Below are 23491 nucleotides of genomic sequence, written 5' to 3'. Positions count from 1 at the left end.
TTCTCGCATCTGCGAAGCCACCCTTCACCCTCCCCGTAAAGGGAGGGTGAAGCTTTTGAGTATCTTGCAAACCAAATCGAGACGCGCTTCAGCTATGGCCATGACGCTCGACACGACCGCACCCGACGTAGCGGAGACGCGTGAAAAATCCGCATCCAACAGGCGCTGGCAGCGTTTCGCGCAGCCGGCGCTCGGCGTTGTGCTCCCGCTCACACTGGCGCTGGCATGGGAGCTGGCCGTCTGGTCCGGCTGGTCGAACGGCCGGCTGGTACCGCCGCCGTCGCGCGTCTTCGCCACCATCATGGAGCTCGCCCGAAGTGGCGAGCTCTGGCGCCATATCACCACGACGCTGTCGCGCGTTGCCGCCGGCTTCGGCCTCGGCGTTGTCGCCGGCACGCTGCTCGGCGCTATCTCCGGCTATTGGGGAATCGCGCGGCGACTGCTCGATCCCACGATTCAGGCGCTGCGCGCCATTCCGTCGATCGCCTGGGTGCCGCTGTTCATCCTGTGGCTCGGCATTTTCGAGACATCGAAGGTCGCGCTGATTGCCGTCGGCGTGTTCTTTCCGGTCTATCTCGGCGTGATGGGCGCGATCCTCTCGGTCGATCGCAAGATCGTCGAGGTCGGTCGTACCTTCCGCCTCTCTGGCCCCGCCATGATCCGCCGCATCCTGCTGCCTGCGGTGCTGCCGGCCTATGTCGTTGCACTTCGCGTCGGCCTCGGGCTCGGCTGGATGTTCGTAGTTGCCGCCGAATTCATGGGCGCCTCCGAAGGGCTCGGCTATCTCCTCATCGACGGCCAGCAGCTCGGCAAGCCCGCGCAAATCCTCGCCGCAATCACCATCTTCGCGCTGCTCGGCAAGACCACCGACTGGCTGATCGAATTGATCACCACGCCACTGCTGCGCTGGCAGGATGCGTTCCGACCGGGTGGAGAGACCTGATGCTTGCCCTCGACAAGGTCGGCAAGACCTATCCCAACGGCGTCCATGCGCTGGAGCGCTTCACCGCGCAAATCCCGCAGGGCGAGATCGTCGCCATCATCGGTGGCTCCGGCTGCGGAAAATCGACACTGTTGCGCGCCGTTGCCGGGCTCGATCGCGCCTCGACCGGCAGCATCCGCATCGACAATATCGATATCAGCGCGCCGCATGAGAAAATCGGCATCATCTTCCAGGAACCGCGGTTGCTGCCGTGGCTGACCGTCGCCGACAACATCGGCTTCGGACTGTCCGAGCTTCCTGTCGCCGCACGCCGCGAGAAAGTCGCACAGGCCCTGGCGCGCGTCGGCCTGCCGGACAAAGCAAAGGCATGGCCGCGCGAACTATCCGGCGGGCAGGCGCAGCGCGTCGCCATTGCCCGTGCATTGGTGCCGCAGCCGGAGGTGCTGTTGCTGGATGAGCCATTCTCCGCGCTCGACGCCTTCACGCGCCGCGACCTGCAGGATCATCTGCTTGATCTGTGGGCCGACACGCGGCCGACGCTGGTCCTTGTCACCCATGATGTCGACGAAGCCGTTGTGCTGGCGGACCGCGTGCTGGTGATGCGTCCGCGGCCCGGTCGGCTGTTCGCCGAGATCGATGTCGGCCTCGCGCGTCCGCGCGACCGTGCCTCGCCGCTGTTCGACGCGGTGAAGCGCCGCGTGCTCACCGCGCTGGATCGATCTCTCGATCGCAACGTGCCCGATAACGCGCCTGCCGAGGCGGTCGGCGCGTGGTGGTGACAACAGCACCGCGAGCTAATAAAAGCTGCAACTAACAAAATCTGAGGGAGAGATATCATGGACGCCGCCGCGCTTCGCGCCACCCAGGCCCCCATCAAGGAACTCTACAAGACCGATCCCAAGGCCGCCTTCATCACGCTGAAGGCCAAGGGCTCGATCGACAATGACGGCATCGCCTGCAAGGTCGAGACCGGCCGGCAGATCGCAGCCGCCGGCCTACACCCCGCCACGGGCGGCTCCGGCCTCGAACTCTGTTCGGGCGACATGCTGCTGGAAGCATTGGTGGCTTGCGCCGGCGTGACGCTGAAGTCGGTGGCCACCGCCGTCGAAATTCCGCTGAAGTCCGGCAATGTGACAGCCGAGGGCGATCTTGATTTCCGCGGCACGCTCGGCGTCGACAAGGAAGCGCCGGTCGGCTTTGCCGAAATCCGCCTGCGCTTCGATGTCGACACCGACGCGCCGCAGGACAAGCTCGATCTGCTGCTGAAGCTGACCGAGCGTTATTGCGTGGTCTACCAGACCATCAAACATGGCCCGAAGGTTTCGGTGTCTCTCAACAGGGTGTAAGCAGGCCGGACGACTCCCACCAAGGAAAGAGGAGGCCAAGCACCTCCTCTCGTCAGGCTGCCATGTCCCCCGAACTTGCCTTCCTCCTGACGCTCACTTTGCGCATGGCGATCACCGCCGCCTTTGTGATCACCGCCTCCATCATCACCGAACGATCCGGCCCGGTGATCGGTGCATTGGTGGCAACGCTGCCGATTTCGGCGGGTCCATCCTATGTCTTTCTTGCGCTCGATCATGACGCCGCCTTCATCGCGCAAGGTGCATTGGCCAGCCTGCCGATCAATGGCGCGACGATGTTTCTCGGATTGACTTACGTGCTGCTGGCGCAACGCCACAACGTGATCGTCAGCCTCGGTGCCGCTGTGCTGGTGTGGTTCGCCCTCGCCCTGCTGGTGCGGCAGTTCGAATGGACTTTGCTTGGCGGCATCGCGGCCAATGTCGTGGCCTTCGGCATCTGCCTGCCGCTGATGGCGCGGTTTCGCCATGCGAAGATGCCGCTCATCACCCGGCGCTGGTACGATATCCCACTGCGCGCCGCTCTCGTCGCAACGTTGGTTGCCACCGTGGTGACGCTGTCCTCGACCATCGGCCCGACCGGCAGCGGCATTCTCGCGCTTTATCCCGTGGTCTTCACCAGCCTGATGCTGATCCTGCATCCGCGGATCGGCGGCCCGCCCACCGCCGCCGTGATAGCCAATGGCGGCTGGGGCCTGATGGGTTTCGGCATCGCAGTCGCCATCCTGCACGAGACGGCGCTGCGCTTCGGCTCAGCGATCGCGCTGAGCCTCGCGCTCGCCACCTGTGTCGTGTGGAATCTCGGCCTGTGGGCATGGGGCCGCAGGCGGGTGCGCTACGTGTAAAACCCCGTCATGGCCGGGCTCGTCCCGGCCATCCACGTCTTGGCGCAGAGAAACAAGGCGTGGATGCCCGGCACAAGGCCGGGCATGACGATAGAGAATGTTACTTCGGCAGTTTCGCCTTCAGCGCATAGAGCGCATCCAGCGCCTCCCTTGGCGACATCTCGTCGGGATGCAGCGCCTTCACGGCGTCCATCAGCAATTCCGCCTCCGACGGAGGAGCCGCCTCGACCGGTGCACGCGCGGTGATCGCGAACAGCGGCAGGTCATCCATCAGCGCCTTGGCGCTCTGGCCGCGATCCTGCGCTTCAAGCTTGGCCAGCACCGACTTCGCGCGCGCGATGACCGCCGGCGGCAGGCCCGCGAGCTTGGCCACCTGAATGCCATAGGAGCGATCCGCCGAGCCCGGCAGCACCTCGTGCAGGAACACCACGTCGCCGTGCCATTCCTTCACCCGCACCGTCGCATTGAACAGCCGCGGCAGCTTGGCGGAGAGTGCGGTGAGCTCGTGATAATGGGTCGCGAACAGTGCGCGGCAGCGATTGCTCTCATGCAGATGCTCGATCGCGGCCCAGGCGATCGATAGACCGTCGAAGGTCGCAGTGCCGCGGCCGATTTCATCCAAGATCACCAACGCGCGTTCGGTCGCTTGATTGAGAATGACCGCCGTCTCCACCATCTCGACCATGAAGGTCGAACGTCCCCTTGCCAGATCGTCGGCGGCGCCGACGCGCGAAAAGAGCCTGTCGACAATGCCGATGCGGGCGCGCGAGGCCGGCACGAAACTGCCTATTTGCGCGAGCAGCGCGATCAATGCGTTCTGGCGCAGGAAGGTCGACTTACCGGCCATGTTCGGACCAGTGATGAGCCAGATCTGGCCGGACTTCTGCCCCGGCCCGGGCGACAGATCGCTGGCATTGGCGATGAACGGCTGGCCGTCGCGGCGCAGCGCCTGTTCGACCACCGGATGCCGGCCGCCCTCGATGGCGAAGAGCAGCGAATTGTCGACTTCGGGGCGGACATAATTGTCGTCGACCGCCAGTTTCGCCAACGCGGTCGCCACATCCAGCAGTGCGAAGGCATGGGCGGCAGCGCGCAGATCTTCCGACGCCTCGGCGACCATCGCCGACAGCCGTTCGAAAATTTCGAGCTCGAACCCGAGCGCGCGGTCGCCGGCATTGGCGATCTTGGCTTCGATCTCGCCGAGTTCGGATGTGGTGAAGCGCACCTGCCCTGCCAACGTCTGGCGATGGATGAAGGTCGCGTTCAGCGGGGCCTGCATCAACTTGTCGCCATGCTGCGCGGTGACTTCGACGAAATAGCCGAGCACATTGTTGTGACGGATCTTGAGGCCCTTCACGCCGGTGTCATCGGCATAGCGCGCCTGCATCGCGGCGACCACGAGACGCGAGGCGTCGCGCAGATTTCGGGTCTCGTCGAGCGCAGCTTCGAAGCCTTCGCGCACGAAACCACCATCGCGCTTCAGCAGCGGAAGATCGTCGGCCAGCGCCCGCGCAAAGGTCGCGGCGAGTTCGCGCGATGGCCGGCGCAGGCCGGCCATGGCAGCCGTGATATCCGCTGGCAGATTGTCGATGACGCCGAGACGATCAAGCACCTGATCGGCGGCAAGCACACCATCACGCAGACAGGCGAGATCGCGCGGACCGCCGCGGCCGACCGAAAGCCGCGCCAGTGCGCGCGACATATCAGGCGCAGACTTCAGGGCCGAGCGCAGATCGTCGCGCAGCCCGCTGTCCGATACGAAACTCGCGACGGCATCGAGCCGGCGGCCGATCGCCACTTCATCGGTAAGCGGCGCGGCGAGGCGCTGCGCCAGCAGGCGCGAACCGGCGGCGGTGACGGTGCAGTCGATCGCATCCAGCAGCGAGCCCTTGCGCTCGCCTGATAGCGTGCGCGTCAGTTCGAGATTGGCGCGGGTCGCCGGATCGATGGCCATGGTGGTGCCGACCGCTTCGTGGGTCGGCGGCGACAGCGGCACGCGTTTGCCGACTTGCGTGCGCTCGACATAGGTGACGCACGCCGCCGCAGCGGTCGCTTCCAGCCGCGACATGGCGCTGAGGCCGTCCATGGTGGCGACGGCAAAGTAATCGCACAGCCGGCGCTCGGCGGTGGCACCATCGAACACGTCACGGGTCAGCGGCGTCACCGCCGGCAATTCGCGCAGCAACTGGCTGAGATCAGGATCGCTGTAGAGCGCATCCGTAACCAGCACCTCGTTCGGATTGATCCGCGCCAGCGTCGCGCCGAGTTCGCCTGTCGCACATTCGGTGACAATGAATTCGGCAGTCGAAATATCGATCCAGGCCAGACCGATGCGATCCGCACCGCTTGAGCCCTTGCTGCGCGCAATCGCCAGCAGATAATTATTGGCCCGCGCGTCGAGCAGGTTTTCTTCGGTCAGCGTGCCCGGCGTAACCACGCGCACGACGTCGCGGCGAACCACGCTCTTGCCGCCGCGCTTCTTCGCCTCGGCCGGATCCTCCATCTGTTCGCAGACGGCGACACGGATGCCGAGCGAGATCAGGCGGTGCAGATAATCATCGGCGCGAACCACCGGCACGCCGCACATCGGGATATCCATGCCCTGATGCTTGCCGCGTTTGGTCAGCACGATGCCCAGGGCGCGCGAGGCAACCTCCGCATCCTCGAAGAAGATCTCGTAGAAATCGCCCATCCGGTAGAACAGCAAGAGGCCGGGATTGGCGGCCTTTATCTCAAGGTACTGTTCCATCATGGGAGACACTTTTGCGGTGTCATCCACGCGGGGAGCGGGTTCTGGGGCGGTAATGGGCTGCTGGATCGTCATGGCGCCGGACGCTAGCAAATTTTGCTCCGCCGATCCCACCCGCGGCTGTCGCAAACCGTAGTTTTCCCCACCGCGGAGAGGCAGTTGACAAGTCAACTGCGATCTCATATCCGCAATTCCAAGGACAACGCTGCCATCCAGCAGCAGCATTTGACCGGGTCAGCGGGGGTTCTTAAAACCACCGCGAAAATCCGGCAATCGAGCGCGGATGCAGTCTCCAGGGAGAGAATTGATGAGCGATGTCTTCATTTGCGACGCCGTCCGCACCCCCATCGGCCGTTTCGGCGGCTCCCTTGCCAAAGTTCGCGCCGACGACCTCGCCGCCGCCCCCATTAGAGCTCTGATGGACCGCAATCCCGGTGTGGATTGGGCTGCCGTCGAGGAAGTCTATTTCGGCTGCGCCAACCAGGCCGGTGAAGACAACCGCAACGTCGCCCGCATGGCCGCGCTGCTGGCCGGCCTGCCGGATTCCGTTCCCGGCGCCACGCTGAACCGCCTTTGCGCCTCCGGCCTCGACGCAGTCGGCGCCGGCGCTCGCGCCATCCGCGCCGGTGAAATCGATTTCGCCATTGCCGGCGGCGTCGAATCCATGACCCGTGCGCCATTCGTGCAGGGCAAGGCCACCGAAGCCTTCTCCCGCTCGGCGGAAATCTTCGACACCACCATCGGCTGGCGCTTCATCAACCCCTTGATGCGCGAAAAGTACGGCGTCGACGCTATGCCGGAGACCGGGGAGAACGTCGCGCAGGATTTCCAGATCTCGCGCGCCGACCAGGATGCCTTTGCGATCCGCTCGCAGCAGAACGCCGGAAAGGCGATCGCTTCGGGCTATTTCGCCGAAGAAATCATCCCGGTGATGGTGCCCGGCGGCAAGGCCGGCCCGATCGCCGTCGACAAGGACGAGCATCCGCGCCCCGAAACCACGCTGGAAGGCCTCGCCAAGCTGCGCCCGATTGTCCGCAAGGACGGCACGGTCACCGCCGGCAACGCCTCGGGCGTCAATGACGGCGCTTGCGCCATGATCCTCGCCTCGGGCGCCGCTGTGGAGAAGCACGGCCTCAAGGCCCGCGCCCGCATTCTCGGCCTCGCCTCGGGCGGCGTCGCGCCGCGCATCATGGGCATCGGCCCGGTGCCGGCGACCAAGAAGCTGATGGAACGTCTCGGCCTCAAGATCAGCGATTTCGATCTGATCGAGCTCAACGAAGCCTTCGCGTCGCAGGGTATCGCCGTGCTGCGCCAGCTCGGCGTCAAGGAAGACGCTGACTTCGTCAATCCGCATGGCGGCGCAATCGCGCTCGGTCATCCGCTCGGCATGAGCGGCGCCCGTCTCGCGATGACCGCCGTGCATGGCATGGAGAAGCGCGGCGGCAAGCTGGCGCTGGCCACCATGTGCGTCGGCGTCGGCCAGGGCGTCGCCATGGCGATCGAGAAGCTGAACTAAAAAACTACATCCACAAGCAAGCCGCCGCGGGATCCGCGGCGGCCAAAGGGGAAACCAGCATGACGCTAATCTATCCCGTCGAGAGCAATGCGGCGCACGCGCCGCGCTTCTCACCCGGCTACAAGAGCACCATCAAGCGTGCCCCGCAGAAGCAGCGCATCCTGATGCCGCACACACTGTCGGAAACGACAGGACCGGTCTACGGCCACGAGACCGTGCGCCCCGGCGATCATGACCTTACCACCATGCATGCCGGCGAGCCGCTCGGCGAACGCATCATCGTGCACGGCACGGTGATGGACGAGGACGGCCGCGGCGTGCCGAACACGCTGGTCGAACTCTGGCAGGCCAATGCCTGCGGCCGCTATGTGCATGTCTGGGACCAGCATCCCGCGCCGCTCGATCCGAACTTCACCGGCGCCGGCCGCACCGTCACCGACGCCGCGGGCAATTACAAGTTCGTCACTATCAAGCCCGGCGCCTATCCGTGGGGCAATCACCACAATGCGTGGCGCCCTGCCCACATCCACTTCTCCGTGTTCGGCCATTCCTTCGTCTCGCGCCTCGTGACGCAGATGTATTTCCCGAACGATCCGCTGTTTCCGTTCGACCCGATCTTCAACTCGGTCACAGACGAAAAGGCGCGCCTGCGCATGGTGTCGGATTTCGACCTCGACGTCACCGAGCCCGGCTGGGCGCTGGCCTATCGTTTCAACATCGTGCTGCGCGGCCGCAACGCCACCCCGACGGAGAATCACTGATGCCCGGAATTACCCCGTCGCAGACCGTCGGTCCGTTCTATGCCTACGGCCTGACACCTAACGGCAAATACGCCTGGAACGACGCCTTCACCAGCAACCTGCTGACACCCGACGTCACCGGCGACAAGATCCGCATCGAAGGCGTGATCTATGACGGCGACGGCAAGGTGGTGCCCGACGCCGTACTGGAAATCTGGCAGGCCGATGCGCAGGGCCGTTTCGCCGATCCGCAAGATACCCGCGGGCTGCCGAATTCGAGCTTCAAGGGTTTCGGTCGCTCCGGCACCACCGATGCCGGCGAATATTCGTTCGACACTGTAAAGCCAGGCGCCGTGCCGGGCATCGATGGCAAAGAACAGGCGCCGCATATCGTGATGGCCGTGTTTGGCCGCGGCATGACGATGCAGTCGATGACGCGTATCTATTTCGAGGACGAAGCCGCGACGGCTGATGACGCGGTGATGAACCTCGTCCCGGCCGACCGCCGCGCGACGATCATCGCGAAGAAGACGGCGCCTGGCGTGTATCGGTTTGATATCCACCTGCAAGGCGACAACGAGACGGTGTTCTTCGACGTGTGATGTCTCTCTTATCCCTCCCCCAAAGCGGCGGAGCCGCGCAGGTGGGGAGGGTGGATCGACCGCGAAGCGGTCGAGACGGGTGGGGAGCCACACACGGCGTCCTCGCTTGGGGAGAGACCCCACCCCGGCCTATCGGCCGACCCTCCCCACTGCGTCCAGCTTCGCTGGACTTGAGGGAGGGAAACCATCAGCGTCTCCGCTTCAATTACTCCATCACCGCCGGATGCTCGTCCGCACCCGGCTTCGCCGCTTGCGCGCGCAAGGTCGCCTTGGACGAGCCGATGATCAGCGCCATCGGAATCGCACAGAGCGTCACCAGCATCACCATCTGATAATCCAGCCCGAAGGCGATGATCGTTGCCTGCAGCGTGACGATGGCGTCCATCATGGCGCGGCCGCTGTCGGTGGCGAGGTTGATCGCGCTGGTCACATTGGGCATCTGCAGCGCATTGCTGAACGGCGTGATGTGCTCGACCAGCACCGCATGGGCCATACGGGTGTTTGAGGTGAGCTGCGCGATCACGATGGAGATGCCGATCGAACTCGCGACATTGCGCAGCAGCGTGAGCATCGAGGTGCCGTCGGTGCGCAGATGATTTGGCAGCGTCAGGAACGCCACGGTGGACAGCGGCACGAAGACGAGACCAAGGCCAAATCCCTGCGCGATGGAGACGATCACGATCTCCGGCACGCCGGTCTGGTCGGTCCACATCGACGTAAAGAACAGCGACACCGACATCAGTGCCATTCCCACCATGATCAGTGTACGCGCCTCGACATATTTCATGATGCGCCCGACCAGCATCATCGCCACGAAGGTGCCGGAGCCGCGCGTCGCCAGTAATAGCCCCGCCGTGAGGATCGGATAGCCGATCACGTTCTGCAGATAGGGCGACGACAGTGCCATGGTCGAATACAGCACCAGCCCCATGACGGCCATGAACACGCAGCCGCCGACAAAATTCTTGTCCTTGAAGATGGCGAACTGGATGAACGGCTTCGAGGTCGTGAAGGAATGCGCGAAGAAATAATAGAAGCCGATGATCGAAACGATCGCCTCGATGACGATTTCATTGGATTCGAGCCACCCGAGCTGCTCGCCGCGGTCAAGTGCGAGCTGCATCGCACCGATACCGATGGCCAGCGCGCCGAAACCGAACCAGTCGAATTTCAGGTCTGCATTGGTCTTGGTCTCGTCCATGAAGGCCAGCAGGCCAAACACCGTGACGATGCCGAAGGGCAGATTGACGAAGAACACCCAGTGCCAGGAGTAAGTTTCAGTCAGCCAGGCGCCCAATGAAGGCCCCATGATCGGGCCGAGCATCACGCCCATGCCCCAGATCGACATCGCCTTGGCGCGCTCATGCAGCGCGTAGCTGTCGAGCATCACCGCCTGCGACAGCGGCACGAGTGCCGCGCCGAAAACGCCCTGCAACAGGCGAAAGCCGACCATCTGGTTGATGTCCTGCGCGAGGCCGCACAGCACCGAGGCGACCGTGAAGCCCGCCGAACAGACGATGAAGATCTTCTTGCGGCCGAACCGGTTGGCGATCCAGCCGACGGGCGCGGTCATGATAGCCGCGGCGACGATATAGGAGGTCAGCACCCAGTTGACCTGATCCTGCGACGCCGACAGCGTGCCCTGCATGTAGGGCAGGGCCACATTGGCGATGGTGGTGTCGAGCGCCTGCATGATGGTCGCGGTCATGGCGCAGATCGTCACCATATTCCGGCGAAAGCCGGGGACCGCACTGGGAGATGGCGCCGACGTGCTCATGGGATCAGTCCTGAGCAGCCTTGGCCGATGACAGGCCGAGCAGGCCCGCCAGCGAGCGATGATGCTTGGTATCGATGGTCGTGTAAGTGCTCATGCCGGCCTTCAGTCGCTTCACGAAGGGATCTGCATAATCGAGATAGATCCGCACCGGCACGCGCTGCACCACCTTGACGAAGTTGCCGGTGGCATTCTGCGGCGGCAGGATCGCGAATTGCGCGCCGGTGCCAGGGCTCAGCGAACCGACAGTGCCCTTGAAGGCGTGGTTCGGGAACGCATCGACGTCGATCTCCACAGTCTGTCCGACGGCGATGTAAGTGAAATCGGATTCCTTCAGGTTGGCATCGACCCACGGCCTGTTGTCGTCGATCACCGTGAGGATCGGCGTGCCGGCCATGGCGAAGCGGCCGAGCTGGATGTTGTCGACCTGCGTCGCGACACCGGAGATCGGCGCCTTCAGCACAGTGTGGTCGAGATTGCGCTGCGCCTGATCGAGCGCCGACTGCGCCTGCGCGTAAGGCGGGAACTGGGCCAGCGGCAGGTCGGGATTGCCGAGCAGCTGGTTCATCGAGGTCGCGAGCTGCTGCCTCAGGAGTTCGAGCTGCGCCTTCGCGGTCACCGCCGCAGTCGCCGCATTGTCGAGATCGAGCTGCGAGCCGAAGTTGCTCTTGACCAGAGTCGACTTGCGTTCGACGTCGCGTTGTTTGAAGTCGACGCCCTGCTGCGCCAGATCCTGCATCTGGCCGTAGATCTTCACGTTGCTGACGAGGTTGTCATAGGTGGTCTTTGCCTGCGCCAGCTTGGCCCTGGCATCGTCGAGCGCCAGCCGGAACGGGACCGGATCGATCTCGAACAGTACGTCGCCTTCTTTGACATGCTGGCCTTCGCGCACGACGACCTTGTCGACCTTGCCGGAGATGTCCGGCGTGATCAGCACCTTCTGCGCACCGACATAGGCATCGTCAGTGCCGACATAGCGACCGCCCGACAGATAGAAGGCGACGCCGCCAACAAGAACGATGGCCGGCAGTACGACCAGCAGCAACGTTCGCCGATAGCGCTTCAGGAAACCTTTCGCGCCCTGACGCTGCGTGGTCGCGGCGCCATCGGATCCGCCCTCGGGCGCATCCTTGTCGGGAAATTTCAGCACGGGCTCAGCCATAGACTTGTTCCTTGGTCTTTGTGGCTGCGGGGCTCAGCGCAGCGCGGATATTGTCTTTGATGGTTTCCAGATGCGCGACCAGCTGGTGCATGTCGGCCTCGCTCACGCCGCCGAACGCGACCTGCATCAGGTTGCCGCGCAGCACCGCCAGCTTTGCCGTCAGCGGGCGCGCGGCCTCGGTGAGATAGAGGCGCTTGATGCGGCGGTCGGTGTCATCATTGCGGCGTTCGATCAGGCCGCTGTCGCAGAGCTTGTCGATCAGCCGCGTCAGGCTGATCGGCGCCATTTCCATGGCGTCGGCGAGGTCGGTTTGTTTTTGGCCCTCATTGCGCTCGACCTTGGCGAGCACCGCCCATTGGGCGCGGGTCATGCCGAAATGGCGCGCTTCCTTGTCGGCCAGCAGCCGCAACATGCGCTGGGTCTCGAACAAGGCGGACAGAAAATCGGTGCCGGTGTCAGGCTGGCAGGACATGGAGGCGCTCCGTAAACTTAGCTTATTATAAGCAAGCTTATGAATAACGCATCGGTGGACGATACGACGCAGCCCCGCGACAAGCGCATGGCTAGATCTCCCGGACCTCCCCAGAATGGGCGGCGCAGCAAAAAGCCCGGCACGAGGCCGGGCTTGAAGTCGTCAGGAGGGGCGAAAGGGTCAGTATTTGGCCACAACAGCCGGGCTGAAGGCGTAATTGATGCCGGCGCGGAAGACGTGGTCATGGAAGCCGACCGAGGTCTGGTTGGCCGTCCCTCCGAAATAGGTCGCCGAGCCCAGATCGAGATAAAGATATTCGAGCTTGGCCGACCAGTTGGTGCCGAACTTCTTTTCCAGACCGGCGCCCAGGGTCCAGCCGACACGGGTCTGCGATTCCGACAACAGCGTGCCGGGAATCGTCACGGCCGCGCTGGCCGGTGTCGTGCCAGCAGAGCCCGGCCCGAAGATCTGGCCCGTTACTGTGGTCTGGGTGGAATATTTGACCTCACCGACAACCAGACCGCCGGTGCCGTAGAGCAGCAGATCCGGCGTTGCCAGCAGGCCGACGCGGCCGCGGAAGGTCGCAAACCACGGGAAGCTCCATGAGCTGTTTGCCGAGGTCAGTGCGAGCAGATTGAAGTCACCGCCGGGCAAGGTGGTCCGCAGCGAACTCACTGGAGAGTTCGCGCTGCCACGTTCACCAGTCCCCTGGATATCGGCTTCGAGACCGACGACCCATGTGCGGTCGAGCTGCCAGTTGTAGCCGATCTGGCCGCCGCCCAGGCCGCCATTGACGTCCTGCTTGACCGACGACGCAAAGGCGGTGCCCGGCAGGAAAGTGGCGTCGCCCTTGCCCCAGCTGTAGCCGCCGTTGAGGCCGACATAAAATCCGGTCCAGTTGATGCCGGGGTCCACCAGAACCGGCGCCTTGGCGTACATGCGGGGCGACAGATCCGCAGCGCCAGCGGTCGACGAAAACGCCACGATGGCGAGGCCTGCAGCGGCCAATACGGTGCGTTTCACCATCAGTCTCCTCAACAACAGATCAACAAAGGCAGGCCGAAGGCCCTGCTTCGATGATGTGTAGTTGAATGAGACATCAGCGACTTGGAACGGACGCGACGCGGCAGGACTGGGCGAGACTGGCACCGCAATTCGTTCTGCTTGTTGCGTTCAGGCCACATGGCGCATCACGAACTATCAAAGACAAAAATACCAGAAGGCACGCTAACGGCGATCATTATGAACGTGATCCGGCGCTGGCACGACCAAGATGTAGTTCAATGCTTGCAGGACTGATCCTCGTGACTTCAGGGCCCGGTCCCGAAACGCCCGATTCATTAATCGCGGCTGCTTCCGAAAATCTGCCGACACCGCAGCTCCAATTCGGGCGCCTGACATTCAACGTCGAATCCCCTCTTCCGACGGACACCCCGTTTTCAACCGATACTGCATTGCACAGGTTGCCCGGCGCGATTGTTTTTATCGGCACGGGATTTCCGGCGAACGACCGCATGCCGGATGCTGCGACTGCGTCATCGCCTGACGATGTTGTGTTTGCAGTCGTTCTGAAAGGTCGGGCTCGCGCATCGCAGCATGGCCGCGAAGAGATCATCGAGCAGAACCATGCGGTCTTGATGACAACCAGGGACGCTGGTTGGCATACGTCATCTTGTGAGACGCAGCATCTGATCGTTCAGATCGACCGTGCTGCGCTGTCGATCAAGGTGCCGAATCTCGGCGCCTGGCTCATGCGACCTGTCCTCCTGGAGGCTCGGACGTTGCGGCTAATGATGGCGCATTGTCAGGAAGCAATCGACCTTGACGGGTCCGCCCCCACCCATCTTCAACACCACGTCGTGGCCGATCTGTGTAGCCTGATCGCACTTCTGACGATCGGTTGCGAGAACCACTCCGAGACATCTCCACCTTCCAGCACCCGCATGCTGCGCTTGCAGGCGATCAAGGCAGCCATCGAAGCAAGTCTCGGAAATCACGACCTCTCGGCCGAAACGCTGGCGGCGGCTCAGAAAATCTCGCCTGATTATGTCCGCAAGCTGTTTCGCGAACACGACCTCCGCCTGTCGGAATATTTGCTCGAACGGCGTTTGGCCCTTGCTCATGCATTGCTACTCGACCCATTGCGGGCCGATGAGCGGATCGGGAAGATCGCGGACGAGGCCGGCTTCAACGATTTGTCGTATTTCAACCGGACATTCCGGCGCCGATATGCCACCTCGCCATCGGATCTGCGCCGGGAGCGCAAAAGCTCCACCTGATCGGCCCGGTATCGCCCATTCAACCTTTGCAATCGCCCGACTGTCCCCCCATCTGCAGGGAACGCTCGTCGTTTGGCAGCGCAGGATTTGGTGTAAGACTGGGCCCCAACGCCAAAAAGACGGGCACAATCACACCCAACGGGTTAAGCTACCTCCATATGGCAGTTCCGAAACCAACTTTCCCGGCTCCTGGCCACGATCACGACCGCTGTACGGCGGACGCGATGCATCATGCCGAGCATGTCTGTGCGGCCCGATCGCAAAAGCTGACCCCGATCCGCCGGCAGGTGCTTGAAGCGCTGCTCGCGAGCCATCGGCCGCTTGGGGCCTACGAGATCATCGATGAGCTTGCCAAGACCACTTCGCGTCCGGCACCCATCACCGTGTATCGCGCACTTGATTTCCTGATGGAGAACGGCCTCGTTCACCGCATCGAGAGCCGCAACGCCTTTCTGGCCTGCGCGCACGACCACGGCACGGCCTCGATGGTCGCGTTTCTGATCTGTGACCAGTGCGGGTCGGTCGGCGAAGTGCCGGCCACGAAAGTCGCGCAGAGCCTGAATGATGCCGCACGGACGACTGGCTTCGTCCCGAAACTGTCTGTTGTCGAAATCACCGGAACCTGCGCGCACTGTCAGGCGTGACGATCCCATAACAACACGGCGACAAGCCGGGCCCGAGGCTTCATGTCTGCAGAAGTGATCATCAGTCCACCCGGCGGACGCGCACTCACCGCCGGCGCCATCGCCCTCGTGCTGATGCTGTGCCTGACCTGGGGCTTCAACCAGATCGCCATCAAGCTGGTGCTGCACGATATCCCGCCTTACACGCAGGCGATGCTGCGCTCGGCCGGCGCACTGCTGGTCATCCTGGCCATTGCGCGCATGCGCGGCGTCAAGCTGTTCGAACGCGACGGCACGCTGAAAGCAGGCCTGTTTGCCGGCGTGCTGTTCGGCATCGAATTCGTGCTGATCTTTCACGGCCTGCAATTCACGACGGCCTCACGGGCCGCGGTTTTCCTCTACACGATGCCGTTCTTCGTGGCCTTCGGCTCCTATCAATTCCTGGGCGAACGCCTGCGCCCGGTGCAATGGGCCGGACTCGCGGTCAGTTTTGCCGGTGTCGCCGTCGCGATCGGCGTCCCGCAGCCGGACGTCACCGCCGATGTGCTGATCGGGGATCTGATGATCGTCGCCGGTGCGGGGCTATGGGCCGCGACCACGCTGGTGGTTAAAACGACCCCGTTGCTCTACGTCGCGCCTGAAAAGGCATTGGGATACCAAGTCGGGCTGTCTGTCCCGATTCTGGGCCTGGCGGCGCTGCTGGCGGGCGAGACCGTGACCCGGGTTCCCGGTCCGCTGGCGCTGTCCCTGCTCTCGTTTCAGGCCTTCTGGGTGGTCGGCTTCACGTTTTTGCTCTGGTTCGGGCTGATCAAGACCTATTCCGCCAGCAAATTGTCGGCTTTTACCTTCATTACCCCTTTGTTTGGCGTCGCGGCAGGCTATCTCATCATGGGCGACCACCTGACCCCCGCCTTCGGCCTCGCTGCGCTATTGGTCATCGCCGGGCTGGTCCTCGTTAACCGACCGGTCAGGGCCTAGGCCACTAACGCATTGCTGGATGTCATCTAAATCTGATATTCGAGACCCCATGAACAAGATTGAAATTCCGTCTGATATCGCCGGTCCGGCGCCCCGGCACCTCACCACACAGGTCATGGTTGGCAACGTCGCTGTCGGCGGCGGCGCTCCGATCGTCGTGCAGTCGATGACCAACACCGACACCGCCGACATCCAGGGCACCATCGACCAGGTCGCAGCGCTGTCGCGCGCGGGCTCGGAAATGGTCCGCATCACCGTCGATCGCGACGAGGCCGCTGCCGCCGTTCCGCATATCCGCGAGGCGCTCGACAAGCAGGGCATCACCACGCCGCTGGTCGGCGACTTCCATTATATCGGCCACAAGCTGCTCGCCGAATATCCGGCCTGCGCCGCGGCGCTCGACAAATACCGCATCAATCCCGGCAATGTCGGCTTCAAGAGCAAGCGTGACAGCCAGTTCGCCGACATTATCGAGATCGCCAACAAGAACAACAAGGCCGTCCGCATCGGCGCGAACTGGGGTTCGCTCGATCAGGAACTGCTCACCAAGCTGATGGACGAGAACGCGCTGTCCGCGAATCCAAAGGACGTCCGCGCGGTGACGCGTGAAGCGATGGTGCAGTCGGCATTGCTGTCGGCGGCCCGCGCCGAAGAACTCGGCATGCCGAAGAACAAGATGATCCTGTCCGCCAAGGTCTCGGCGGTGCAGGACCTCATCGCGGTGTATCAGACGCTGGCGTCGCGCTCAGACTATGCGATCCATCTTGGCCTGACCGAAGCCGGCATGGGCTCGAAGGGCATCGTCGCCTCCTCGGCCGCGCTCGGCATCCTGCTGCAGCAGGGCATCGGCGACACCATCCGCATTTCGCTGACGCCGGAGCCCGGCGGCGACCGCACGGTGGAAGTTCAGGTTGCGCAGGAACTGCTGCAAACCATGGGTTTCCGCACCTTCGTGCCGCTCGTCGCGGCCTGCCCCGGTTGCGGACGCACCACCTCGACCACGTTCCAGGAACTGGCGCGCTCGATCCAGGATTTCATCCGCGACTCGATGCCAGGCTGGAAGACGCAGTATCCCGGCGTCGAGAACCTCAACGTCGCGGTCATGGGCTGCATCGTGAATGGCCCCGGCGAATCCAAGCACGCCAATATCGGCATCTCACTGCCCGGCACAGGCGAAAGCCCGGCCGCTCCGGTGTTCGTCGATGGCGAGAAATTCCGCACCCTGCGCGGCCCAAGCATTGCGGCCGACTTCAAGGCGCTGGTGATCGACTATATCGATCAGCGCTACGGCGCCAACGCCAAGGCACCGGAAGTCGTGACCGCGGCCGAGTAATTCAAGCAGCTGCTCCAAAATCAGCCGGCGACCGGATCATCCGTCGCCGGCTTTTTTCGTGCCGTATGACGGACATGAAGGATCACGACTTCATCCAAGCCTTCGTCAACTGCATAGAAGATCGAAAACGGATAGCGCACGATCGGCAGCATACGGGCCTCGTCTTCGCTCGTAGCCACACCTGTGAACGGGAATTGTTCGAGTTGTGTGCAAACCCGCTCGATACGAGCCATAACGGCACGTGCAGCCGCCTCATTGCGCTCGGATATATAAAGGAAAATCTCTTCGAGTTCGATCAGGGCGGTCTTAGACCACCTGACTTTCATCAGCGAAAGCGATTGAAGAGAGCCGCAACTTCTTCTTCGCTAGCCAACTGGCCAGCTCGCATTTCAGCAAGACCGCGGAGCACGGCAGCCCGCTCTTCGTCATTCAATTGGTAGACACCGACGTGCTTTGCCTCGATCTCATTGAACGACGTCAAAAACTCTTCCTGCGCCTCTTCCGGCCAGGTGGCGACTTGTTCAAGGATGAGTTCGATATCCTGACGGGTCATCGATTATGTTTAGCACATTTTTGCTGCCATGGCGATAATTTCAATCTATAGTTTTATTTTAGGATACAGCACGTGAAGAGGCAGTCTTGCGTCTCGGCAATCGCTTATTCGGATTGGCACCCGGGCCGAACGCTACGGTCGCCGGCGCCTTTTTCATTCTTGTCTCCTCAGCCTCTTGCAACGCTCAGATGTTTGGCCTGCCCGGCCGCTTCACGCGACCTGACATCGCGCCATCACAGCAGACGCCGCCGGCCGCGCCCCCTCAGGTGCCGAAGCGGACCGGCAACGCTGCAGCTCACTGGGGACCACTCTTCAAAGCCCAAGTGGAGCGATGCTGGAAAAAGCCCGGTGGTGGCGGCAAGGAGCCGATCGAGGCAATCTTTGTGATCAAGCTGAATCGCGATGGCATGATCGATGAGGCGCGCCCGATATCGATCACCTCGACCACGCCCTATAGCAAGGCGTATCAGATGAGTTGCATGCGTGCGCTCGAGAACTGCCAGCCCTACAGGCTTCCTGATGCCTATTACGACGAGTGGCGCTTCTTCGAGCCGGTCTTCACCGAGCGCATCCGCTGAGCAACGCTACAGCGGAATCCGCCGGAACTCGCGGTTGCTCAGCCCCGCTTCTTCCAGATCCAGATCGCGCTCGATGCGGCGGCGGCTCTCGTCGGTGATCTTGCCGTCGCGCAGTTGCGCGTGGATGAATTTGCGCTCGGCCTTGATGAGTTCGCGCACCAGATCGATGCCAACCGCCGAGACGTCGACGTCGGGATCGAATTCGCCCGGCAACTGGTTCGAGCGGCTTTCATGGCGCGCGCGCAGCAGCTTCACGACCTCGTCGGATAGTTCGCGATCGTCGGTCATGGCATCGAGCCGCGCCAGGGCTGTGGCCAGCGCCTCCCGGCGCGTGGCGAGTTCGGCCTCATGCTCGGCGATATATTCCTCGCGGCCGATTTTGGTCACGCCGAGCCACTTCACCACGATGGGCAGGCACAGGCCGAAGCCAACCAGCGTGATGAGAATGATGTTGAAGGAGACGAACAGGATCAGGTCGCGCGACGGAAAGCCTTCGTTCGAGACCAGCGTGAATGGCAGCGCCAGCGCTGCGGCGAGCGATACGGCACCGCGCACGCCGGTGAAGGCGACGACGAAGGTCCATTGCCAGTTCGGCGCCGGATCGCGCTTGCGCAGGTCAGCGCTCAGCCAACGCGGTACATAAATCGCCGCATAGACCCAGACGAAACGCGCCACGATGATCACGACGGTGACGAGCACCGTGGCCCACATGATCTCGGCAAACGGAAACGCCTTCGATTTCTCGATCAGCGCCCGCATCTGGAAGCCGGTCAAAAGGAACAGTAGACCCTCGACCAGATAGATCACCAAATCCCAGAAGAAGATGCCCTGCAGGCGCGTCGCCGCCGAGATTAGCAGCGGGCCGTTCCAGGAAATGTAGAGACCGCAGGCCACAGTGGCGATGATGCCGGAGCCACCGAAATGTTCGGGAATGAGATAGGCGACATAGGGTGTCAGCAGCGACAGCGTAATCTCGACCTGCGGATCGCGCGCGCGGTGACGCATGCGCAGGCTGATCCAGCCGATGGCGAGGCCGAAGACGAGTTCGCAGGCGAGAATGGCGACGAAGGTACCGGCCGCCTTCGGCAGCGAGAACGCCCCGGTGGTGATCGCCACCACTGCAAAGCGATACAGGATCAGCGTCGTCGCATCATTGGCGAGACCCTCGCCTTCCAGCACGACCAGAATGCGGCGCGGCAGGCCGATTTTGCGCGCAATCGCCAGCGGCGCCACCACGTCCGGCGGCGCGACGATGGCGCCGAGCAGGAAGCCGACCGACCACGGCAGCCCGATCAGAAAATGCGTCGCGGTGGCGACGAGGCACGCCGTGAAGATCACGCAGCCGACGGCCAGCAGCGTGATGATCCGCAGATTGGCGCGGAATTCACGCCAGCTCATGGCGACGGAGGCCGAATAGATGAGTGGCGGCAGCACGCCCAGCAGCACTACATCCGGCGGCAATTGGATCGAGGGCATGCCCGGCACGAAGGCCAGTGCAATGCCGGCCAGCAGCAGCAGGATCGCCGGGGCAATGCTGATGCGCTTGGCCAGCCACGCCGTACCTGCGAGCGCAGCGATCAAAACCAGGAAAATCTGAAATTTGGCTTCCACGCGGGCGATGTCCTTTGCGTGCCTAATTTGCCCGGATGAGAAGTGAGGTCAATGTGGGGCGCTGTTTCTTCCCCTCTCCCCCAGCGCAGCGGAGCTGCGCGCCGCGGGAGAGGGTGCCTGAGCGGAGCGAAGGCGGGAGAGGGCTCTTTGTGGCGCCCCCTCTCCCGTCTCGAACACGCTTCGCGTGTTCGATCCACCCTCTCCCGCCGAACTTCGCTTCGCTACATTCGGGGGCGAGGGGAAAGAACTAGATCGCGCTTGCCGCGATATTGACCATCAGCGCCACCAGCGCGGTGTTGAAGATGAAGGAGACGATGCCGTGGGCCGTGGCAGTGCGGCGGATGGATTTCACGGTGATGCCGACGTCGGAGACCTGCGCGGTCATGCCGATGACGAAGGAGAAATACACGAAGTCCCAATAATCGGGCTGCTCCTTCGTGTCGTCATCGCCAGACGGAAATGCCAGGCCGCCGGGTTTGGCCCCGCGATAGAACTGATGGGCATAGTGTAGCGAGAAAGTCGTATGCACCGCGGCCCAGGACGAGGCGATGGTGACGATCGCCAGCGTCAATTCCCAGCCCGTGCGATGGCCCTCGCCAAGTTCGAACACGATGGCCGCGATGCTGGCGAAGGCGCCCAGGGCTGCCACCAGCAGGATGATGAAACTCCCATCGTCCTGCAGGGCAGCGTTGCGGCGGATGTGTTTCTGACCGCCGCTTGACAACATCATGCCGTAGACCAGCATGAGATAGAACGCGATGAACACGTCCCAGCCGATAAGCAGGCGCGTCACCAGCCGCAGCGAGGATGGCAGCACGAAGAACGCGACGATGCCGATCAGAAGCGCCAGAAACGTGCGCGGTCGCCCATAGACGACACGGAGCGGCGCCGGCATCTTGCGAAAACGGACAAGGAGCTCATCGAGATCCTTGCCCGTCTCCGACATGATCAGGTCTTCCTTAGTTCTTGCGCTCGGCCACGAAGCGGGCGGCGGCGCGCAGCACGTCGCCCTTGGCGCCGAAGATCGACAGCGATGCGTCGGCGGTGGCGATCAGATCGGCGACACGCTTCTTGGCGCCCTCGACGCCAAGCTGCGTCACGAAGGTGGTCTTGTTGAGCGCGGCATCGGCACCGGCGGGCTTGCCGAGCGCCGCGGCATCGCCTTCGACGTCGAGCAAATCATCGGCGATCTGGAAGGCTTCGCCGAGCGCGCGGCCGTAATCGTCGAGCGCCTTGTATTCCTTCTGCGTGGCCTGGCCGAGCAGCGCACCGGCGATGACGCCGTAACGCAGCAGCGCACCGGTCTTCATCTGCTGCACACGTGCAACGTCAACCGGCCCCTTGTCGCCGAAGCGGCCTTCGCCGGCGAGATCGAGCATCTGGCCACCGACCATGCCACCGAGACCGGCGCAGCGCGCCAGCGCGCGGGTCAGCAGCAGGCGCACCGTCGCATCCGAATGGATTTCATCGCGGGTGACGATGTCGAAGGCCAGCGTCAGCAGCGCGTCGCCGGCGAGGATCGCGGTGGCGTCGTCGGTGGCCTTGTGCAGGGTCGGACGGCCGCGGCGCAGGTCGCTGTTGTCCATCGCTGGCAGATCGTCATGGATCAGCGAATAGCAGTGGATGCATTCGAGGGCGGCGCCAACCAGCAGCGCCTGCTCGCGATGCACGCCGAATACCGCCGCGCTCTCCACCACCAAAAACGGGCGCAGCCGCTTGCCGCCACCGAGCGAGGAGTAGCGCATCGCATCCATCAGCCGCTTCGGCCGGGCGATTTCATCGGGCAGCACGCCATCGGCGAGCACTTTGGTCAGTACGGCTTCGGTATCGTCCGCGGTCTGGTCCAGGCGCGAGGCAAAATCTTTGGTGGAAGCACCGGTCGACATTAAGAATAGCTCCAGAACAATTTGGCCGGACAATCCTCTATGGCAAAGGCCACGTCAATTGCGCCTGCGGCGTCCCGCCGCGATTGGTCGCGGCAAGCTTAACCGGCTTGAAAAGAGCGGGGAAAGCCCGCTTTATCAGCGGCATAGCTCCGACCAGGAACGCTCCTCTTGCGCCTTATCCGCCGCCTCATCCTGATCGGGATCCTGCTCCTCGCGCTGCCCTATCTGCTGACGCCGCTTTATGCCGTCGGCCGGCCGATTTCGGCGCTGATGGCCTGGCGCTGGATCACCGGTTCCCCCGTGCAGCGGACCTGGGTCGATCTCAAGACCATGTCGCCGGCGCTGCCGCGCAGCGTGGTCGCGTCCGAAGACGCCAAATTCTGCAGCCATCGCGGCATCGACTGGGATTCCCTGCAAAACGCCATCGAGGACGCTCAGGACGGTGAAGTCTCCGGCGGCGGTTCCACCATCACCCAGCAGGTGGCAAAAAACCTGTTCCTGTGGTCGGGCCGCAGCGTGATCCGCAAGGGCCTCGAAATCCCGCTGGCCATGTGGGTCGATCTGATGCTGTCCAAGCAGCGGATCCTGGAAATCTACCTGAATATCGCCGAAATGGGCCCATCCGGGCAGTTTGGCGCCCAGGCCGGCGCCGAATATGCCTTCAATCGGCCGGCCTCGAGCCTGTCGGCCCGGGAAGCCGCGCTCCTGGCCGCGATCCTGCCCAATCCGGTCACCCGCAGCGCCCGGACGCCGGGGCCGGGGGTGCGGCGTCTGGCAGGAACCTATATGGCGCGGGCGCAGGCGGCGGAGCTGCAGAGGTGCTGGAACTAGGCTGTCATTCCGGGGCGCGGCCGGCCCGGCCGGACGCGAACCCGGAATCCCGATATGTTCAAAACACTTCGAGGTTCCGGGCCCATGCCCGCCGGCTTTGCCGCCGGTCCTGTCCCGGAACGACGAGTTCGGGGCCCCATTTGCCCTAAAATTCCCACCGCCCCGCCCTAGCCATCGCGTCGTCATTCCGTTATAAGCCCGGCCTTATCAGCGATTTTGCCCGCGCGTTCTGTGCTGGCCGCCTGTCACCGGGCGCCGATCGAAACCATCTGCCAAGAACCTGCAAGGACTTTTCCTATGGCCGTTCCGAGAAGAAAAACATCGCCGTCGCGGCGTGGCATGCGTCGTTCGGCTGACGCACTCAAGACCCCGACCTATGTCGAGGACAAGGACTCCGGCGAACTGCGCCGTCCGCACCACCTCGACCTGAAGACCGGCATGTATAAGGGTCGTCAGGTTCTGAAGGTGAAGAAAGAATCCTGACCACTGGATGGAGGGCAGCGCCACGTCAGGTGGCGCCGCCTTCGCTCGTCCACGTAAGGTCCGGGTCAGGCGGGTCGAAGCGCCAGCGGGCAAGCCGAGAAAGCTGTTCAGACTATAATTCTGAACTGGTCTTCCGCCCGAATTCGCTCCAACTCTGGAGCTAATGCGTTGT

Annotated in this window: 24 protein-coding genes; 14 read left to right on the top strand and 10 right to left on the bottom strand. The window is 63.2% G+C overall.

What is annotated here, in order from left to right:
• Nucleotides 1-94: 94 nt before the first annotated feature.
• The 4 genes from AB8A50_RS24970 to AB8A50_RS24955 all read left to right on the top strand — a co-directional run bounded on the left by AB8A50_RS24970 (nt 95) and on the right by AB8A50_RS24955 (nt 3149).
• Nucleotides 95-943 (top strand): ABC transporter permease, encoded by an 849-nt coding sequence (locus AB8A50_RS24970; RefSeq protein WP_439079251.1) that lies wholly within the window; start codon nt 95-97, stop codon nt 941-943.
• Nucleotides 943-1722, top strand: coding sequence for an ABC transporter ATP-binding protein (locus AB8A50_RS24965; RefSeq protein WP_439079250.1), 780 nt, complete (start codon nt 943-945; stop codon nt 1720-1722). The genes AB8A50_RS24970 and AB8A50_RS24965 overlap by 1 nt, the downstream gene beginning before the upstream one ends.
• 57 nt (nt 1723-1779) lie before the next feature.
• Nucleotides 1780-2289: an OsmC family protein gene (locus AB8A50_RS24960; RefSeq protein WP_089262662.1), complete on the top strand. Its 510-nt coding sequence runs from the start codon at nt 1780-1782 to the stop codon at nt 2287-2289.
• 62 nt (nt 2290-2351) lie between these two features.
• Nucleotides 2352-3149, top strand: coding sequence for a hypothetical protein (locus tag AB8A50_RS24955; RefSeq protein ID WP_439079249.1), 798 nt, complete (start codon nt 2352-2354; stop codon nt 3147-3149).
• Nucleotides 3150-3249: 100 nt separating this feature from the next.
• Here AB8A50_RS24955 and mutS read toward each other — a convergent pair whose 3' ends face one another.
• Nucleotides 3250-5973: a DNA mismatch repair protein MutS gene (gene mutS, locus AB8A50_RS24950; RefSeq protein WP_439079248.1), complete on the bottom strand. Its 2724-nt coding sequence runs from the start codon at nt 5971-5973 to the stop codon at nt 3250-3252.
• 232 nt (nt 5974-6205) lie between these two features.
• On the opposite strand from mutS, the gene pcaF reads away from it, so the two are divergent.
• The 3 genes from pcaF to pcaG are packed head-to-tail and all read left to right on the top strand — an operon-like array spanning nt 6206 to nt 8756.
• Nucleotides 6206-7414 carry a 3-oxoadipyl-CoA thiolase gene (gene pcaF, locus AB8A50_RS24945; protein ID WP_093759700.1) on the top strand — a complete coding sequence of 403 codons (1209 nt, stop codon included), beginning with the start codon at nt 6206-6208 and terminating at the stop codon, nt 7412-7414.
• Nucleotides 7415-7473: 59 nt separating this feature from the next.
• The gene (gene pcaH / locus AB8A50_RS24940) at nt 7474-8175 is read left to right on the top strand and encodes a protocatechuate 3,4-dioxygenase subunit beta (RefSeq protein WP_439079246.1); all 702 of its coding nucleotides are present in this window, start codon (nt 7474-7476) and stop codon (nt 8173-8175) included.
• Nucleotides 8175-8756, top strand: a complete 582-nt coding sequence (pcaG, locus tag AB8A50_RS24935) for a protocatechuate 3,4-dioxygenase subunit alpha (protein ID WP_439079245.1) — start codon at nt 8175-8177, stop codon at nt 8754-8756. The genes pcaH and pcaG overlap by 1 nt, the downstream gene beginning before the upstream one ends.
• Nucleotides 8757-8961: 205 nt before the next feature.
• Here the strand turns inward: pcaG and AB8A50_RS24930 are convergent, their stop codons facing one another.
• From AB8A50_RS24930 to AB8A50_RS24915, 4 genes are all read right to left on the bottom strand, one after another.
• Nucleotides 8962-10533, bottom strand: coding sequence for a DHA2 family efflux MFS transporter permease subunit (locus AB8A50_RS24930; protein WP_439079244.1), 1572 nt, complete (start codon nt 10531-10533; stop codon nt 8962-8964).
• A gap of 4 nt (nt 10534-10537) precedes the next feature.
• Nucleotides 10538-11692 carry an HlyD family secretion protein gene (locus tag AB8A50_RS24925; protein ID WP_175368626.1) on the bottom strand — a complete coding sequence of 385 codons (1155 nt, stop codon included), beginning with the start codon at nt 11690-11692 and terminating at the stop codon, nt 10538-10540.
• A complete protein-coding gene (locus AB8A50_RS24920) occupies nt 11685-12164 on the bottom strand; it encodes a MarR family winged helix-turn-helix transcriptional regulator (protein WP_439079242.1) in 480 nt (159 codons plus the stop codon). Before AB8A50_RS24920 ends, AB8A50_RS24925 begins: the two co-directional genes overlap by 8 nt.
• A 180-nt stretch (nt 12165-12344) precedes the next feature.
• On the bottom strand, nt 12345-13190 hold the full coding sequence (locus AB8A50_RS24915; RefSeq protein ID WP_439079241.1) for an outer membrane protein: 846 nt from the start codon (nt 13188-13190) through the stop codon (nt 12345-12347).
• Nucleotides 13191-13447: 257 nt separating this feature from the next.
• On the opposite strand from AB8A50_RS24915, the gene AB8A50_RS24910 reads away from it, so the two are divergent.
• From AB8A50_RS24910 to ispG, 4 genes are all read left to right on the top strand, one after another.
• Nucleotides 13448-14443 carry an AraC family transcriptional regulator gene (locus tag AB8A50_RS24910; protein WP_439079240.1) on the top strand — a complete coding sequence of 332 codons (996 nt, stop codon included), beginning with the start codon at nt 13448-13450 and terminating at the stop codon, nt 14441-14443.
• Nucleotides 14444-14601: 158 nt separating this feature from the next.
• Entirely contained in the window at nt 14602-15087 is a 486-nt protein-coding gene (locus AB8A50_RS24905; protein WP_092139844.1) for a Fur family transcriptional regulator, read from the top strand.
• Between the two features lie 42 nt (nt 15088-15129).
• A complete protein-coding gene (locus tag AB8A50_RS24900) occupies nt 15130-16044 on the top strand; it encodes a DMT family transporter (protein ID WP_184513256.1) in 915 nt (304 codons plus the stop codon).
• Nucleotides 16045-16093: 49 nt separating this feature from the next.
• Nucleotides 16094-17377, top strand: coding sequence for a flavodoxin-dependent (E)-4-hydroxy-3-methylbut-2-enyl-diphosphate synthase (gene ispG, locus AB8A50_RS24895; RefSeq protein ID WP_089262692.1), 1284 nt, complete (start codon nt 16094-16096; stop codon nt 17375-17377).
• 20 nt (nt 17378-17397) lie between these two features.
• Here ispG and AB8A50_RS24890 read toward each other — a convergent pair whose 3' ends face one another.
• Both AB8A50_RS24890 and AB8A50_RS24885 read right to left on the bottom strand, forming a co-directional pair.
• Entirely contained in the window at nt 17398-17703 is a 306-nt protein-coding gene (locus tag AB8A50_RS24890) for a type II toxin-antitoxin system RelE/ParE family toxin (RefSeq protein ID WP_439079239.1), read from the bottom strand.
• A complete protein-coding gene (locus AB8A50_RS24885; protein ID WP_120288294.1) occupies nt 17703-17930 on the bottom strand; it encodes a hypothetical protein in 228 nt (75 codons plus the stop codon). Before AB8A50_RS24885 ends, AB8A50_RS24890 begins: the two co-directional genes overlap by 1 nt.
• Nucleotides 17931-18118: 188 nt before the next feature.
• Between AB8A50_RS24885 and AB8A50_RS24880 the strand changes: the two genes are divergently transcribed.
• Complete coding sequence (locus AB8A50_RS24880) at nt 18119-18508, top strand: hypothetical protein (protein ID WP_120288293.1); 390 nt, start codon at nt 18119-18121, stop codon at nt 18506-18508.
• 6 nt (nt 18509-18514) lie between these two features.
• On the opposite strand, the gene AB8A50_RS24875 is transcribed toward AB8A50_RS24880, so the two are convergent.
• From AB8A50_RS24875 to AB8A50_RS24865, 3 genes are all read right to left on the bottom strand, one after another.
• On the bottom strand, nt 18515-20119 hold the full coding sequence (locus AB8A50_RS24875) for a Na+/H+ antiporter (protein WP_439079237.1): 1605 nt from the start codon (nt 20117-20119) through the stop codon (nt 18515-18517).
• 247 nt (nt 20120-20366) lie between these two features.
• Nucleotides 20367-21065, bottom strand: coding sequence for a DUF1345 domain-containing protein (locus tag AB8A50_RS24870; RefSeq protein ID WP_089262695.1), 699 nt, complete (start codon nt 21063-21065; stop codon nt 20367-20369).
• A gap of 13 nt (nt 21066-21078) precedes the next feature.
• Nucleotides 21079-22005: a polyprenyl synthetase family protein gene (locus AB8A50_RS24865; RefSeq protein WP_089262697.1), complete on the bottom strand. Its 927-nt coding sequence runs from the start codon at nt 22003-22005 to the stop codon at nt 21079-21081.
• Nucleotides 22006-22173: 168 nt separating this feature from the next.
• Here AB8A50_RS24865 and mtgA point away from each other — a divergent pair, with 168 nt between their 5' ends.
• Both mtgA and rpmF read left to right on the top strand, forming a co-directional pair.
• Complete coding sequence (gene mtgA / locus AB8A50_RS24860; protein WP_439079236.1) at nt 22174-22836, top strand: monofunctional biosynthetic peptidoglycan transglycosylase; 663 nt, start codon at nt 22174-22176, stop codon at nt 22834-22836.
• A 297-nt stretch (nt 22837-23133) separates the two neighbouring features.
• Entirely contained in the window at nt 23134-23319 is a 186-nt protein-coding gene (gene rpmF, locus AB8A50_RS24855) for a 50S ribosomal protein L32 (RefSeq protein ID WP_068732923.1), read from the top strand.
• Nucleotides 23320-23491: the final 172 nt, after the last annotated feature.

It is taken from the genome of Tardiphaga sp. 841_E9_N1_2, assembly GCF_051811065.1.
In the GTDB taxonomy this organism is placed as follows: Bacteria; Pseudomonadota; Alphaproteobacteria; order Rhizobiales; family Xanthobacteraceae; genus Tardiphaga; species Tardiphaga robiniae.
Note: the sequence above shows the minus strand (reverse complement) of the source record. Positions and strands in the feature narration are given on the sequence as shown.

Bases quoted from the DNA above. Each gene is read 5' to 3' on its own strand.
- AB8A50_RS24970 (WP_439079251.1), top strand. From the start codon at position 95: ATGGCCATGACGCTCGACACGACCGCACCCGACGTAGCGGAGACGCGT.
- AB8A50_RS24965 (WP_439079250.1), top strand. From the start codon at position 943: ATGCTTGCCCTCGACAAGGTCGGCAAGACCTATCCCAACGGCGTCCAT.
- AB8A50_RS24960 (WP_089262662.1), top strand. From the start codon at position 1,780: ATGGACGCCGCCGCGCTTCGCGCCACCCAGGCCCCCATCAAGGAACTC.
- AB8A50_RS24955 (WP_439079249.1), top strand. From the start codon at position 2,352: ATGTCCCCCGAACTTGCCTTCCTCCTGACGCTCACTTTGCGCATGGCG.
- mutS (WP_439079248.1), bottom strand. From the start codon at position 5,973: ATGACGATCCAGCAGCCCATTACCGCCCCAGAACCCGCTCCCCGCGTG.
- pcaF (WP_093759700.1), top strand. From the start codon at position 6,206: ATGAGCGATGTCTTCATTTGCGACGCCGTCCGCACCCCCATCGGCCGT.
- pcaH (WP_439079246.1), top strand. From the start codon at position 7,474: ATGACGCTAATCTATCCCGTCGAGAGCAATGCGGCGCACGCGCCGCGC.
- pcaG (WP_439079245.1), top strand. From the start codon at position 8,175: ATGCCCGGAATTACCCCGTCGCAGACCGTCGGTCCGTTCTATGCCTAC.
- AB8A50_RS24930 (WP_439079244.1), bottom strand. From the start codon at position 10,533: ATGAGCACGTCGGCGCCATCTCCCAGTGCGGTCCCCGGCTTTCGCCGG.
- AB8A50_RS24925 (WP_175368626.1), bottom strand. From the start codon at position 11,692: ATGGCTGAGCCCGTGCTGAAATTTCCCGACAAGGATGCGCCCGAGGGC.
- AB8A50_RS24920 (WP_439079242.1), bottom strand. From the start codon at position 12,164: ATGTCCTGCCAGCCTGACACCGGCACCGATTTTCTGTCCGCCTTGTTC.
- AB8A50_RS24915 (WP_439079241.1), bottom strand. From the start codon at position 13,190: ATGGTGAAACGCACCGTATTGGCCGCTGCAGGCCTCGCCATCGTGGCG.
- AB8A50_RS24910 (WP_439079240.1), top strand. From the start codon at position 13,448: ATGCTTGCAGGACTGATCCTCGTGACTTCAGGGCCCGGTCCCGAAACG.
- AB8A50_RS24905 (WP_092139844.1), top strand. From the start codon at position 14,602: ATGGCAGTTCCGAAACCAACTTTCCCGGCTCCTGGCCACGATCACGAC.
- AB8A50_RS24900 (WP_184513256.1), top strand. From the start codon at position 15,130: ATGTCTGCAGAAGTGATCATCAGTCCACCCGGCGGACGCGCACTCACC.
- ispG (WP_089262692.1), top strand. From the start codon at position 16,094: ATGAACAAGATTGAAATTCCGTCTGATATCGCCGGTCCGGCGCCCCGG.
- AB8A50_RS24890 (WP_439079239.1), bottom strand. From the start codon at position 17,703: ATGAAAGTCAGGTGGTCTAAGACCGCCCTGATCGAACTCGAAGAGATT.
- AB8A50_RS24885 (WP_120288294.1), bottom strand. From the start codon at position 17,930: ATGACCCGTCAGGATATCGAACTCATCCTTGAACAAGTCGCCACCTGG.
- AB8A50_RS24880 (WP_120288293.1), top strand. From the start codon at position 18,119: ATGTTTGGCCTGCCCGGCCGCTTCACGCGACCTGACATCGCGCCATCA.
- AB8A50_RS24870 (WP_089262695.1), bottom strand. From the start codon at position 21,065: ATGTCGGAGACGGGCAAGGATCTCGATGAGCTCCTTGTCCGTTTTCGC.
- AB8A50_RS24865 (WP_089262697.1), bottom strand. From the start codon at position 22,005: ATGTCGACCGGTGCTTCCACCAAAGATTTTGCCTCGCGCCTGGACCAG.
- rpmF (WP_068732923.1), top strand. From the start codon at position 23,134: ATGGCCGTTCCGAGAAGAAAAACATCGCCGTCGCGGCGTGGCATGCGT.